The 14047-nt window shown below is 43.5% G+C and carries 12 protein-coding genes and 1 pseudogene; 6 read left to right on the plus strand and 7 right to left on the minus strand.

Annotated features, from left to right (window positions below; genetic code table 11):
• Positions 1–703: 703 nt before the first annotated feature.
• From H6F66_RS26865 to H6F66_RS26875, 3 genes are all read left to right on the plus strand, one after another.
• Complete coding sequence (locus H6F66_RS26865) at positions 704–1123, plus strand: hypothetical protein (RefSeq protein WP_190428139.1); 420 nt, start codon at positions 704–706, stop codon at positions 1121–1123.
• A gap of 125 nt (positions 1124–1248) precedes the next feature.
• Positions 1249–1509, plus strand: coding sequence for a DUF6745 domain-containing protein (locus H6F66_RS29630; RefSeq protein ID WP_190428141.1), 261 nt, complete (start codon positions 1249–1251; stop codon positions 1507–1509).
• Positions 1510–1582: 73 nt separating this feature from the next.
• A complete protein-coding gene (locus H6F66_RS26875) occupies positions 1583–2551 on the plus strand; it encodes a protochlorophyllide reductase (protein ID WP_190428143.1) in 969 nt (322 codons plus the stop codon).
• A gap of 28 nt (positions 2552–2579) precedes the next feature.
• Here the strand turns inward: H6F66_RS26875 and H6F66_RS26880 are convergent, their stop codons facing one another.
• Positions 2580–3176 carry a hypothetical protein gene (locus H6F66_RS26880; protein ID WP_190428145.1) on the minus strand — a complete coding sequence of 199 codons (597 nt, stop codon included), beginning with the start codon at positions 3174–3176 and terminating at the stop codon, positions 2580–2582.
• 409 nt (positions 3177–3585) lie between these two features.
• Entirely contained in the window at positions 3586–4296 is a 711-nt protein-coding gene (locus tag H6F66_RS26885; protein ID WP_190428148.1) for a hypothetical protein, read from the minus strand.
• Between the two features lie 540 nt (positions 4297–4836).
• Here H6F66_RS26885 and H6F66_RS27935 point away from each other — a divergent pair.
• Positions 4837–5031: a hypothetical protein gene (locus H6F66_RS27935; protein ID WP_199295078.1), complete on the plus strand. Its 195-nt coding sequence runs from the start codon at positions 4837–4839 to the stop codon at positions 5029–5031.
• A 69-nt stretch (positions 5032–5100) separates the two neighbouring features.
• Here H6F66_RS27935 and H6F66_RS26895 read toward each other — a convergent pair whose 3' ends face one another.
• Positions 5101–7485 (minus strand): AAA family ATPase, encoded by a 2385-nt coding sequence (locus H6F66_RS26895; protein WP_206755814.1) that lies wholly within the window; start codon positions 7483–7485, stop codon positions 5101–5103.
• Positions 7486–7769: 284 nt separating this feature from the next.
• Here H6F66_RS26895 and H6F66_RS26900 point away from each other — a divergent pair, with 284 nt between their 5' ends.
• On the plus strand, positions 7770–8462 hold the full coding sequence (locus H6F66_RS26900; protein WP_190428152.1) for a glutathione S-transferase family protein: 693 nt from the start codon (positions 7770–7772) through the stop codon (positions 8460–8462).
• 41 nt (positions 8463–8503) lie between these two features.
• Here the strand turns inward: H6F66_RS26900 and H6F66_RS26905 are convergent, their stop codons facing one another.
• The 3 genes from H6F66_RS26905 to H6F66_RS26915 form a co-directional block, all read right to left on the minus strand.
• Complete coding sequence (locus H6F66_RS26905) at positions 8504–8914, minus strand: VOC family protein (RefSeq protein ID WP_190428154.1); 411 nt, start codon at positions 8912–8914, stop codon at positions 8504–8506.
• A gap of 182 nt (positions 8915–9096) precedes the next feature.
• The gene (locus H6F66_RS26910; protein ID WP_347269433.1) at positions 9097–10749 is read right to left on the minus strand and encodes an AarF/ABC1/UbiB kinase family protein; all 1653 of its coding nucleotides are present in this window, start codon (positions 10747–10749) and stop codon (positions 9097–9099) included.
• Positions 10750–10884: 135 nt separating this feature from the next.
• A complete protein-coding gene (locus H6F66_RS26915) occupies positions 10885–11946 on the minus strand; it encodes a mannose-1-phosphate guanylyltransferase (RefSeq protein WP_190428156.1) in 1062 nt (353 codons plus the stop codon).
• A 187-nt stretch (positions 11947–12133) separates the two neighbouring features.
• On the opposite strand from H6F66_RS26915, the gene H6F66_RS26920 reads away from it, so the two are divergent.
• Complete coding sequence (locus H6F66_RS26920) at positions 12134–13537, plus strand: LCP family protein (RefSeq protein ID WP_190428158.1); 1404 nt, start codon at positions 12134–12136, stop codon at positions 13535–13537.
• Positions 13538–13846: 309 nt separating this feature from the next.
• On the opposite strand, the pseudogene H6F66_RS26925 reads toward H6F66_RS26920, so the two are convergent.
• Positions 13847–14047, minus strand: a pseudogene (locus H6F66_RS26925) (IS701 family transposase); the annotation flags it as partial.

Consider the following 14047-nt stretch of genomic DNA (forward strand, 5'->3'; position numbering starts at 1 on the left):
AATTACTGGGGTAAGCTTTACTCATAACGCTCTCTCAGTGCTGTGTACTACATATTCGCAGCTTACACTGAGTGAGCTTTTTTGCTATCTAACCGACTTTTAAAACATCCTCTAAGCCAGAATCAGTAGATCGAAAAGTTTTCGGTTTGGCAGGGTGTAGCGGACGACAGAAGGACTGGAGATCGCTCACCTAGATGGAGTATCAGTAACTAACAGGCCTTCACTATTATGAATGTAAGCAAACATTATTAAATTATGGTTTCATCTTCAATTGCAGCAACTCTACGTTACGAAGCGTTGATTTTTGATTGTGATGGCACTCTAGCAGATACTTTGCCTGTTCATTTTTAAACATGGCCTGCGTCCTTAAAAGCAGTTGGAGCCAATATTTCTAAGCACTGTACTGCCTACAGCTCTTGCCGGATAATTACACTACGATTAGCCAGTTTAGGTATCGTGAGCCAGGAAGTATTCTAGTGCTACCTTGATAGGCGATCGCCGCTTTGAAGATGTCGCCGCAAATCACTGCTCAAATTGGAAAAATAAAAGCACTAGATTATTTTTGTTGTAGTTGCCATGAATATAGCAAAACTACTCCCCACCTTACGGAGCCTGTCTCGTGCAAACAAACTCAAATTCAGGCAGTTTCTTGTTTTAGAATTAGCTAAGGAAGAAGACATCCTGCTTTTGGAACCAGGAGAATATGGTAAGTCGTAAGATTGTTGTAAACTTAACTGATGAACAAGAAGCACTGATCCCCACGTATCGAGAAAAGTGGCGCTCGATCCAGAACTTGGTAGACCTAACCGAGCGCGATCAAGTCACCGAAGCAATCACCGCAGCTTACCTTATTAGTGATTATCCAAAACCTAAAATCTTGTTCTATAACAATCCTCTGGCAGCAATTCAAGAAGTTGCTCAGAGTGAAGATGTTCTGCGTTATCTAGGTCGTAGTATTAAAATCAAATTTTTAAAAAGAGTGTTTGAGCATCTCCAAAGCGGCTTTAAACAAGAGATTGAAAAGCGTTTTTTATTAGATTGCGAAATCAAACCCTACACTCTGATTTTCTATACTATTCAACACAAGATAAGCCTCAAGTTTGCTACTTTCCGCACACGATAATGAGGTGTTTAGAGAGCCAATTATTCGCCGAGCTTGAGAGATTCAATCCTGAACTGGAATTTACTTGTGTTTCCAAGTTTATATATTGTCTCGATAGACCAGCGGAGTGGGCGAGTTGGGGATGTATGTTCGATTTCTGTATTTCAGTTCTTAAGTTGCATCATGACAGCAAGAAATGGCAAGTTGTTCAACAGCTAATTCAAAATTGTGGTTTTTTGTTTCTATACGAAAAAGTTTGTATTGTCTGCGATCGCCCTTGCAAACTATCTTTTGATGAAGAAAATTTACTTCATGCGGAAGGAGAGCCAGCCCTTCAATTTGTAGATGGTTACAGTATTTATGCTAATCACGGTAGATGTCTTTTCGAGATACCCCTCAAAAACTAAGAGCTGATGACCCAGTGGTGTAAAATCCTAGATCCTAGAGACAGTTAACGGCGGTCAACGGAGTCTAAACACAATGGAACAGAATCGTAAACCAACGGTTGTAATCACGGGTGCCTCCTCAGGGGTTGGTTTGTACGGTGCAAAAGCGCTTGCCAAAAGGGGATGGCACGTAGTGATGGCTTGTCGGGATTTGGAGAAGGGGAAAAAAGCTGCTGAAACGGCGGAAATTCCCCAAGAGAGCTACACCCTCATGCAGATCGACCTAGCCTCTTTGGAGAGCGTTCGCCAGTTCGTGAATAACTTCAGAGCCAGCGGCAAGTCCTTGGACGCTTTGGTGTGCAATGCCGCAGTTTATCTACCTTTATTAAAAGAACCTATGCGGAGCGCAGAAGGTTATGAACTGAGTGTGGCGACGAATCACCTGGGTCATTTCCTGCTGTGCAACCTGATGTTGGAGGATCTGAAAAAGTCCTCTTATCCAGATCGCAGACTCGTGATTTTGGGAACTGTGACGGCAAATCCGAAGGAGTTGGGAGGTAAGATTCCGATTCCAGCGCCTCCAGATTTAGGGAATCTCCAAGGCTTTGAAGCAGGTTTTAAAGAACCGATTGCCATGATTAACGGCAAGAAGTTTAAACCCGGCAAAGCTTACAAAGATAGCAAACTGTGCAATGTTTTAACTATGCGGGAACTGCATCGGCGCTATCACTCTGCAACAGGCATTACCTTTAACTCTCTCTATCCGGGATGCGTTGCAGATACGCCCCTATTCCGCAACCACTACCCTCTATTTCGGAAAATCTTCCCGCTGTTCCAAAAGAACATTACCGGGGGATACGTGTCTCAGGAGTTGGCAGGGGAAAGGGTTGCAGCTATTGTTGCCGATCCTGAATACAAGGAATCCGGGATGTATTGGAGTTGGGGAAATCGCCAGAAACCAGGTCGTCAGTCTTTTGTGCAAGAGGTTTCTGACGAAGCCAGCGATGATAACAAAGCTCAAAAGCTGTGGGATCTGAGCGCTAAGTTAGTTGGAGTAGCGTAACCAAGGCTGCGCGTTAGCGAATGATTTGTCATTCTTGAATATAGCTATCTGGTTTTGATGTTGTCTGCCGAAACATCAAAACCAAAGCTAAACCTTTAATCGCAGCACTAATCGGAGGTAGAATCATTGCCCCGCCTAAAGCAGAAACTGGAATCCACCAACCCGCTCTCGAAATCTGCCGCTTCAGCAAAAACCATTGTGCAGTTCCAACAATTGCTTCATTTATTGCACCTATCTTAAATAAGCTAAAAAGCTTATTATCATTACTTGGCTCAAATGATAAAAAGTTATAAAAAAAATCAGATAGTGCGTTTGTAGATATAGAGTAACTCGTTAGCACACATACTAGTAAGGCTACAGCCCCGCCTATAGCAGACGCTGCAATCCACAAACTCGATCTCTTAATTCGCCCCTTCAGCAACAACCATTGAAAGAACCCCAAAATAGCCCAGACAACAGTCCAGCCAAGGGGAAATCCATTGGCGGTAAAACCTCCAGTCAAAAGTGTTACAAAAAAGCCAGCAATAATCCCAAGCAAACTACCTATAGTAGATAAAGCAATCCAGCTCAACAAAAACTTCCATTCCCCAGCGTTTGGCATTGCGAAGTTAGAGGAGTTATTCATAGACCTCTGGGAAAAAATTTAGATTAAGATTTTAGCCTGTTTCCCCCTGTTGCGTATGTTAAATACATATTTATTTGCCTATTTGTCAAATTGTTGATGGTCGCAACGAATTGTCACGCAACCAGCTAGAAGTATTGGTTTCAAGCTTTCTAGAAAGTGCTTGCACTCAACAGCAGCTTACTTCACCTCGGAACTAGACCAGCTCGGCAGAAATAACCCACCAGTAAAACTCTCCCCCAGGTTCATCAACTATGTGAGGGGCGGGCAGTAAAGCTGATTGTCATTCTTTAGGTGGGTATTTTACCAGATATAGAATATAGCCTCAAAGCCATCCACTTTGAGGCTATATTCTATGAAACTGTTAACTCTGGAAGTGGGACGATCGCACTTTGTTTATGGTTTATGGCTGTTACTGAGCGGAACCATCTGGACTATCGGCACCAGCGTTTTGTGGGCTGCTGCTAGATGTTGTACCTGTTTCAGTTGATTCCCCTTGATCGGGAGTGCGATCGCTCTTACTTTCGGACTGTATGGGAGCAGTTTCCGTAGAAGGTGCTTCTTGAGCCGCAGGCTGTTTTGGCTCAGAACTGGGAACAGTAATGTTGATGTCTGGTGCTGGTGCTGCTGGTTGAGGTGCCGGAGCTTGCTTTTGAGGAACTGGAACCAGAACATCCCTAGTTCTTTCAATGATTGTGGTTTCTTTTTTAGGAGCTTGTTTCGCTTCAGGAGCTGGCTTTGCTTCAGGAGCTGGCTTGGCATCTGGTTGTTGAGGAACCACAATATTTGGGATAACCGGAGCGGGTGCCTCATTCCGTTGGTTTAAAAAGAACCAAGTACCAGCCGCCAAGCCCACCAGCGAAGTCAGGAGCAAGCCAATTACTAAGCCACTCGCGGCATTATTGTTATCCCGAACAGCTAAATTCTCTTCTTGGTAGCTGCGCTCAGAGACTCGACCGTTAACGTAACCATCCCGGTAGGAGTCAGAGTTAGACTTAACAACACCATTATTAACCGTTTCTTCTGTTCGCGTTACGTTGGTGTGAGTATGACCGTTAGCGTCATTGTAAGAATCCTGACGAACTTCACGGTTATAAGTTTGGCGGTCATTTTGATTAGCCATAGCTGTTGATAAACTCCCAAAAAAATGTAGATAAATTAAAAGTTTGAAAATCTGTCGATGTGACGCGCTTTCTTTCAAAAAAGAATTCTTAGCTTTGTTGTAGTTTGATTCGCTACTTATGCTTGAATTATTTTCAGAATAACTTTTGAGGAGGCAGTAACGGCTCTATCTCAAGAGCGTATTGTTACTTCTATCAAAGGGCTGACTGTTTCAATAACTGCTATAAGTTATTAGCAAAAGCTGATAGATATAGACTAAACTTAGTAAAGCGAAACTACTTTTAATAAAACGGGTATCTTTACTAAATCTTCATTTTTATATGGGCAATCTTTACTGAATATTTATAGATAAAAGCAACCAGCTATGCTGTGTATTAAGCCGTTTGTAGCCATGAGCGTTTATAGATGAATGGCACTGACATGAAGAGAAATGCGAGAATTTGTAGGTTTGTTCCATGCGACTAAGCGTTACCCAACATTTCAAAGGGTTTAGCTGGGTTCGTCGAACGAAATCGAGCCTACGAGGTTCAGGCTTAAGTCAGTGACTCATAGTAAAAATCAAGCCGTAACCAGCAACGGTAGCGATCGCGTCTGGGAGTCCACTATCATCAACGAGTATCTAGATGAAGTATTCCCCGAACCGCCATTAATGCCAAGCGAATCGGGGAGAAAGAGCGATCGCACTACTCTCTCTATTCAAGCCCCCAAGACACTCAGGAAAATATTCTGCCAATAGTATGAAAATAAATTGGCATTGGACACAAGCAAACCCGCTCAGCTTTTGTAGACTTTAAAGTAGACTAATTCATTCTTCTTCTTGACTTTCCTGGCTAGCAATTCGTCCTGCGTACTTAATTTGTTCTAGACCTTCTTTGAACTTCTCATAGTTATCAACCGGTTTGACCATATCAGCCTCAAGTTTATAATCGCGGCGAAGATTTTGAATTTTTAACTTAATGGCATCACACTCAAAACTGTCATCTAACATCGATTCTATGTCTTCAAGAAGAACTATTGCATCTTCACGGTTTGCACATACTGGGTGATCCTTAAGAAAGTTCTCTTTAAGACGATCAATCTTCTGGGAAACACGTTCGTCTGTACGCTCCCGCTCGGCATCCCGCTTCATTCTGTCGATACGGCGGAATATAATTTTGAAGTTCTCCTCAAATTTATTAAGACCGTTAGTAAAATTTGTTTTACGAGAAGTTTCCTCTTTAGACAGTTTAGTAATTGTCCCGATTACGCTTCTGGCAAATCCAACTTTTTCAATATGAAGTCCATCCTTAGAAAGCTCTTCAAAGCAAGCTTCTATCGCTTCAAAAACAGTCTTACCATCTGTCAATTTTTTTAATATGGCATCCTCTGTAATTGCAGCAACATCACTATCAGTGGCTCCGCACACTTCTCGTGCATAGATGCCAGCCGCCCTCACACAAATTGGTAATGGGATAAGGTCTTCTATTTCTATCGGTTCAATGCCTTTAGGAAGACTCAGCTCAGCTTCACCAGCCAAATCACCAATCTGAAGGATAAAATTTTCCTTTAGTAACTGCTTCCTCTTTGGACCACCTCTATTCAAATTTTTCTTCGCGTCATTGCCACCTTGATCACTGTCCAGCAGAACAATTACCGCTGGCTGGACAACATCCCGTCCACGAGCCAGATACACCAAATAAGGTATGTGAGGTGCTCCCCCCGCAGGAACAATGGTGATATTGTTTAAATCCAACATTTCTCGTTTGGATACATTGCGAGAGCGCAGGTATGTTGCCGCTCCCGCAATTAGTATCTGGTCAGCAGGACCTTCTACCATTAAGTTACAGTTGCCGATAAACGCTGTTTCTCCTACAAAAGCCCCAAAAGCCGATCTGAGCGGCTCGTAGTGATTTTTTGCGGCATCTTTAACAACCCTTGTTCCCTCTTCCTCCACACCTTTCTCTAGAACTCTGATCCGTTCAGAGTGATTCTTATCAATCAGAAAAGGAGAGTGAGTAACATAGACTACCTGAACTGGATGCCTAGCATCTTGAGGATTTGCGAAAGCCTCAAATATTTTCAACAGATCCTGTTGAGCTTGACTAGATAAGTAAGCATCTGGTTCATCCATCAAAAGGATTTCAGGAGTTGTGTCATGTGGCTCATGAGCACGATACTGAATGTAGTAGCTCAGAAAATATTTGAGTCCGCTGCTACGTTCTGCAAATGAATACTGAGTTCCAGTTCGGTCACGGATTGTGAAAACTAGGTCATGATCTCTAGCTGACAATAGCAAGCAGAACTGACGGTCTTGAACCCACCAACTAGGAAAGTTAAGGCTTTCTGCTAGGTGATTATTGATCATTTTCAAAAGACCCTCAGTATATCCCCCTTTTCCCTCCAGCATGGAATCAGCAAGATTAGACAGAACCTCAGTGTCAACTTTGGCAACTTTACAAATTAGTTTGTAAGCTAGGTCAAATTCTTTTTCTCGTTTCTCAGACTCTTGCTCACTCATTGCAGAGCTTTTTAAAGCAGTAATGAGTGATGTTATAGTTTTACTAAATTCAGAATCTACCTGGTTAACTAATGATTGTTGTTTTATAAACGAATCCGAGTTTTTATGCAAAGTCTCTAACAGTTCACGAATTTTCTTTCTTTGAGATCGTTCCAAAAACTCATATTTTGTTCCCTCTGTTTTTGTTCCCTCTGGTTTTTTTATGCGCTCAATTATTTTTTTAATCGGTACACTATCTGGAAGAGCAATATCTGCTTCAATCCTGAAGGGGTGTGGTAGAATTGAAGGAAAACTTTCTACATTATTCTTATTGTATCCTGCTTTGTAGACAGTGTACTTATCTTCTGTATCAGGTAAATATAGAGTCAAATAATCTTTGTTATTCCTAAATATAAAAAACCGATCAAAGATAGTTGCTTCTGGTATTTCAGAAACAGAGCGAACTTTTTTTTGGTCTTCTTCAGATAAATCTGACCATTCAGAGCCGAAATCAGGAAACTTTAACTCACCCTGCTTAACTGTGAAAAATTGTGAATAGCGGCAGAAGTCTTCACGTTTAATTTTTTCACCAGAGATTGCTTTTTCAATAGCACTTAGCAGGTGAGACTTGCCAGACTCATTTGCCCCTACAATTGTTGTTACTTTGGGATCAATCGGAACTTGAACATACGGGTACCACATCCCATCCATCATCTCCCAAGGTTTAGGCTTTACTCTGGGGTCGAGCTTTCTAATATAGTCGTAATTGAACGATTTGTAGAAGCGAACAAAGATGGATTTAAGCCGCATAATTTTATAAGCAGGTACTGGATGTATCTTGGCTAGAGAAATTGTAACATAAAATAAATAATATATGTTACATAAAGTGGATAAAGCTCTAGGGTATACACCTCCAATTCAAAGGAGCGATCGCATCCTCCCCACAAACTCAACTTTTACAGGTGACAATCAAGCTATAAGTAGCAAAGGATAAAGTCATGGCTGAAGTAGAAATCTATAGCGCAAGCGTGTGTCCCTATGCTCATCGGACGCGGTTGGCGCTGCTGGAGAAAGGTGTAGACTTTAAACTGACCGAGATTGACTTGCAGAATAAGCCGGAGTGGTTCGCGGATGTCTCGCCTTATGGCAAAGTTCCAGTAATTAAATACGGTAGCGATCGCGTCTGGGAATCCACTATCATCAACGAGTATCTGGATGAAGTATTCCCCGAACCGCCATTAATGCCAAACGATCCGGGAGAAAGAGCGATCGCACGTATCTGGATTGATTTTGCTAATGTCAAATTCGTTCCTACTTTCTACAAATTACTGTTAAACCAGGAACCAGAGAAACAACAGGAATCAGCAGAAACGTTACGCAATCATCTGCTGTTTATGGAAAATGAAGGAATTGGCAAAATATCAAGCGGTTCCTATTGGTTTGGAGAATCCCTGACTCTTGTCGATATCGCCTTTTACCCTTGGTTTGAGCGTTGGAGTGTACTGGAACACTATCGCGGTTTTGCCTTCCCTGCTGAATGTGTGCGGCTTCAGAAATGGTGGGATGTGATGAGCGATCGCGACTTAGTGCAAAGTATCAAACACACCGCAGACTTCTACATCGAGCAATACATACAATACGCCAATAACACCGCTTCCGGCATTACTGCCCAGGAAATGCGGCAAAATTGAATTTTGTCAAGTTAAAAGACAAAAAAAAGAGCGATCGCTACCTATGGAATATTAGGCATATGAACTAATTCCAATTTAATTCCATCTGGATCTGCGAAGAAAACGGCGTAGTAACCAGGCGCATATTGGTTGTATTCCGCTGGCGAATCGAGTATGGTAGCACCCATTTCTACCAGCAATTTATAAAGATCGTCTACCTGTTCGCGACTGTCGGCGTTAAAGGCAAGATGGTGCAATCCAGGCGAGTAGCGATCGTGAATTTTATTATCAGAGTTAGGATTAGCTGAGTAAATCAAAATTGCTCCAGCATTTTCTAACCACCACATAGTAAAAGCATCAGTTTTCTCCACCTGCTGATAGCCCATGAATCTCAAAACAGAGTCATAGAAAGGTTCTGATTTTTCAATGCTGCTAACCGTCAAACTCAGATGATTTACGCTACCGAAGGTCATACAAAGCTACCGTTATTCAACTGAACAACGGTATTATATAAGATCCGCCGACTTGGGAGAGATAAAAGAAGAGGCTATCGCTTACTTCAAACCTTACCTAGATTTCATCCCAACTTATTGACAAAAACGGATTTTTGTGCAATTTTGTGCAATTTTAAATTTTAGTGATCGCTACTTTTCTACTACCTCAAACGCCCAGAACGTAGAATACTAACAACTAACCACAACCCCAAGAAACTAGCAGCAGCAAATAGACCATTGCTTAACAAAGATAGCCCACCTCCTGTTTGAGCGTTGCTAGAAATAATCGCCGCCCCGATAATCAGAGAACCCACTACAACACTGAAGGAAAGGCGGTTAGCAGAATTCTCCAAACTGCGACGAAATGGAATGATGTCTGGCGTCTTTATATTCCACTTCAAAGTTTCAGAAGTGATTCTATTTAACAGCAACTCAACCTGACGGGGAGATTCCAAAGACAGACTTTTAACATCCAAAGCTGTTTGCAGCAAAGCTTGTAACGGCTCGTCTCCAAATAGCTGACGACGGAACAAATCTGTCATCAAAGGTTTAATCTCCTCGATTAGATTCATCTCCGGGTCAAATCGCCGCGCCGTCCCCTCCAAATTTGCCAAAGTTTTTGAGTATAACCCCATATTGCTAGGCAATCGGATTTTATTATCGCGGGCTACTTGCAACACCTCATAAAATACTTGACTAAAGTTTATTTGTGACAGGTTGAGGTTGTAGTATTTTCGCAGCAGCTTCTCAAAGTCATTCTCCAAGTTTGACACATTTGTCAAAGTAGCTGACTCAGCCAATTGCAGCGTTAATTGACTGCATCGACGTGCATCAATATTGACAATTGCTAACAGCATCTCCGTCACAATTTGCTGAGTGCGGGGGTCTAGTCGCCCCACCATCCCGCAATCTAGCAGCGCCACCCGACCATCTTTAAGATAAAAAATGTTGCCTGGATGCGGGTCAGCGTGAAAGAAGCCGTCAATATACAGCTGTTGAAAGAAAACGCGGCATAGTAATCGGGTAATTTCTCGCCGCCGTACATCGACAGTTTTACCGTTGCTTTCTTCCCTAAACTCTGCCAACAAAAGCGGTACGCCATCCAGCCATTCCATCACCAATAACTTTTCTGTAGTAAACTCCCAGTAAATCTCTGGAATTACTACTTGTGTGGGGTCGTACCAACGACTTTTAGATACATTTTGTCGCAGTTGATTAGTGTTTGCAGCTTCTTTAGTAAAGTCTAATTCGGCCAACAACGCCGTAGAAAATTCATCAGCTAAGGCGACAATATCTATGTCTGGCCCCAAGTCGGTGAATGTCACTAAACTTGCCACGCCTTTAATTAAGGAGATATCTTGGGCGATTACCACATCAATTCCCGGTCGCTGCACCTTCAGCGCCACATCTCGCCCATCGGCTAAAGTTGCTTTATGAGTTTGGGCAATTGAACCAGCAGCAACGGCTTGGGGATTGATAGTGGCGAAAACTTCCTCCATTGGTCGCGATAACTGTTGCCGAATCACGATTTCAATTTGTGACCAAGGCACAGGCGGAACATCGTCTTGCAATAATGACAGTTCATTAATGTAGTCCGCCGATAGCAGGTCTGGGCGCGTTGAGAGCAGTTGTCCAAGTTTGACGTAGACGGGCCCCAAATCCACTAAAATGTTGCGGAGTACAGCTGGTGTCGGCAGTTTCGGCTCATCAGGTTTGCCGCCACTCAACAGCCGTCGCATATAGTCCCAGCCGTTGCGAAAGACGACTTCAAGAATTTCTCTTTGGCGAGAAGTGGTTTGGGTTAGGGAGTACACGGGTTTTGAAGGATAGCTAATGGAATCATGGCTAATCGCTAATCGCTAATGGTTTTTACACAATTAGCGATTAGCAATTGCCATCCTTATTAATACTTCATAGTTCTAATTTCTGCCTTCCGTTGGAGGATAGATTTAAAGCAGCTTTTCCAATTTGGGATTGCTTCGCAGCAACTCAAGAACCTTTTTGATTTCTTGGGTGCGGTCTTTTTTGACAATCAGGGTGACATTGCGATCGCGTACAATCACCACATCCTCCATCCCAATCGTCACAATTACCTCATCCTCACCTTCAGCATAGAGAATCGCCCCCTGCGTATCCATTCCTACATGAGTCGCCAGTTCCACGTTGGGCTTATCCCCTTTCAGCAACCGTTCGATGGCGTTCCAATCTCCCAAATCGTCCCACCCAAAAGACACTGGCAGCACATAAGCCAGTTGCGTTTTCTCCATCAGCGCATAGTCAATACTCTTCTTCGGCAACTCAGAGTAAGCTGCTACACCTTTTTCTTCCAAAAGACTGATGATTTCTGGCGCATAAGTATGCAGCTCCTTTAGCACCACCCCAGCTTGGAAAATGAACATCCCACTGTTCCAGCTAAAGCGACCCGTCGCCAGAAACTCCTCAGCAGTTTTGCGGTCGGGCTTTTCTGTAAATCTGCTCACCGCGTAAGCAGGAAATCCGCCAAAATTACCAATTTCTTCCCCTTGCTCAATGTAACCATAGCCGGTGGATGGATAATTCGGCTTAATTCCCAAAGTTACAATTGATGGCTGCTTTGCGGCTAAAGCTGCACCAGCTTCCAGAGTTTCCTGAAAAGCTTTCTCGTCGGCAATCCAGTGATCCGCCGGGAAAAAGCCTACTATACTGTCCTCACCATAAGCTTTAGCAATTTCCAGAGTTGTCCAAGCAACAGCAGGCGCAGTGTCGCGTCCTTCTGGTTCAACCAGCAAATTTTCTACTGGTAGCTGGGGAAGTTGTTCTTTCACACCTTCGGCTAACAAGCTGGAAGTACACACCCACAGCTTTTCCCAACCGCCAGCCAGAGACAGCAGACGGTCAGCTGTAGCTTGCAACAAACTTTTGCCGCTACCATCCAGACTTAAAAACTGCTTAGGTCGCTGCTTGCGACTCAGGGGCCAGAAGCGTTCTCCTTTGCCACCAGCTAGAATCACAGGTATCAAAGATTGAGTCATTTTAGCTACAGCCTATTTATTGTCTGCACTATATTAACTTTGTCGTCATGTGTCAGCAAAAAAAAGCATTTCCCTAGAAACAAGATCATTTCCTTTAAGGGAGCCAGTAGCTGAAGTTATAATTCACCTTGGAATACAAGTCTCATGAACGATACGATTAGGCTGCGGTTATGATCGCGAGGTAAAAGTGGAAGAAAGCATCAAACAGCCTCAAACAAGTGTCGGACAAGAATCATCCAATGGTTCTGACAACGAGCAAGTATATCCCGATACAGAAGATGTGAATAGCGATGCTACCGAAGAGGTTCCGTCTGACAGAGGCGGCTTGGGGCGGCGGTTGTTATGGATAGGTGCCGTTGTCCTCACAGCAACAGTTTCTGCCACAGTTGGGGCAACTTTGGCGCTAATTACCCCTTTGTCCCCGATTATCTCTTCTAACGCTCCCGGACAAAACTCGCTAAACGATACCTGGGGTAAAGGCTTTCAGTATCGTCTGGCGCGACCTGTAAACATCCTCGTCATGGGGATTGACCGCCTCAACGACTCCCCAGATAACTCACCTGATGCTTTCACAGGCAACAGCGATACAATGCTGCTTTTGCGCCTAGACCCCACAGACCATTCTGTAAAAATGCTTTCCATCCCACGGGATACGCGAGTAGAAATTCCTGGCGTTGGGGCGCAGAAAATCAACCAAGCGAACGTACACGGAGGGTCTGCTTTAGCTGCAAAAGTTGTTAGTGGCACCCTGAACAACGTGCCGATTGACCGTTACGTGCGAGTTACTACAGATGCTTTTGGGGAGTTGGTCAATTTAGTGGGTGGCGTTGAAGTATTTGTTCCCACCCAGATGTCCTATGAAGACAAAACCCAAAAACTTAAAATCGATCTTTCCCCAGGATGGCAAACTCTGAATGGAGATCAAGCGCAACAGTTCGCCCGGTTCCGTCAGGATCAGTATGGGGATATTGGTCGAGTACAGCGTCAGCAAGCGCTGCTGAAGGCGTTGCGACAGCGTTTTACTAATCCAACTGTGCTGGCACAATTGCCTAAACTCATCCAAGTGATGTGGAAGTACATTGACACTAATCTCAGCTTGGAGGAAATGCTGGCGCTGGCAAGTTTTGGCATCAACTTAGAGCAAGATGATTACAAAATGGTGTTGTTACCCGGTCGGTTCAGCGACCCTAAAGAGTACATTGCCAGTTATTGGATTCTGGATGAAGTGGGTAAAGACCGGATAGTGCGCGAATATTTTGACCAGCAAACGACTGTTTCGGAAGTGGAAACAAGTCGTTCTCTGAGTAATTTGAGAATCGCTATCCAAAATGCTACCGGAGAGCCTGGTGTAAGTAATCGCTTTGCTAAATATTTGGCTGACAAGGGATTTACTAATATTTATATCGTGCAGGATTGGCCTGACCAAGAAAGTCAAACTCAAATTATTGTGCAGCAAGGTGACTTAAGGAAGGCAGCGGATTTGAAAAGAGTTTTGGGTGTTGGTCATATTGAGGCTGCTTCCATTGGGGATCTGGAATCTGATATAACCCTGCGAATTGGGGAAGATTGGTTAAATACAGTTAAAGACTAAAATTATATTCTCGTTCCCAGTCAGATACTGGGAACGCCTACCAGTAGCCACCTGGTAGATGTGGAAATAGAGGGTAAAATTAAAAATTGAAACCTTTATCTATTTTTAATTTATAATTTTTTCGATGAAACCTTACAACTTCTTCGGTTCCAAACTTAGCCAACAAACCCCGTCGGGGAGGCAGTACCTTCCTAAATGGTTAAGATTTAGAAGTGAGGCAGAGCCTCCTGGTAGGTATTCGCAGACTGAGGCTGGGAAGAAGAAAAAGAGCTTTTTGATAGGTTTGCTCAGAGCAATTATAGTCAGGAGTTACGCAGTTGGTACAAGAGTCAGCCAAGGAGCCGCTAAGTAGGAACGCACCGCCTCCCGAACAATACTGGCTTTGGACTCATACCAACTAATGCCAGTATTAAACCAATGCATCTCCAGGCGTAGAAACGCTCGAATCGCCAAACCAATGTGATTGCGTTGAGCACGAGAAGAACGCACTTGGGCTTTTTCAACCCCACA

This window comes from Trichocoleus sp. FACHB-6 (assembly GCF_014695815.1).
Lineage (GTDB): Bacteria > Cyanobacteriota > Cyanobacteriia > Cyanobacteriales > FACHB-T130 > Funiculus > Funiculus sociatus.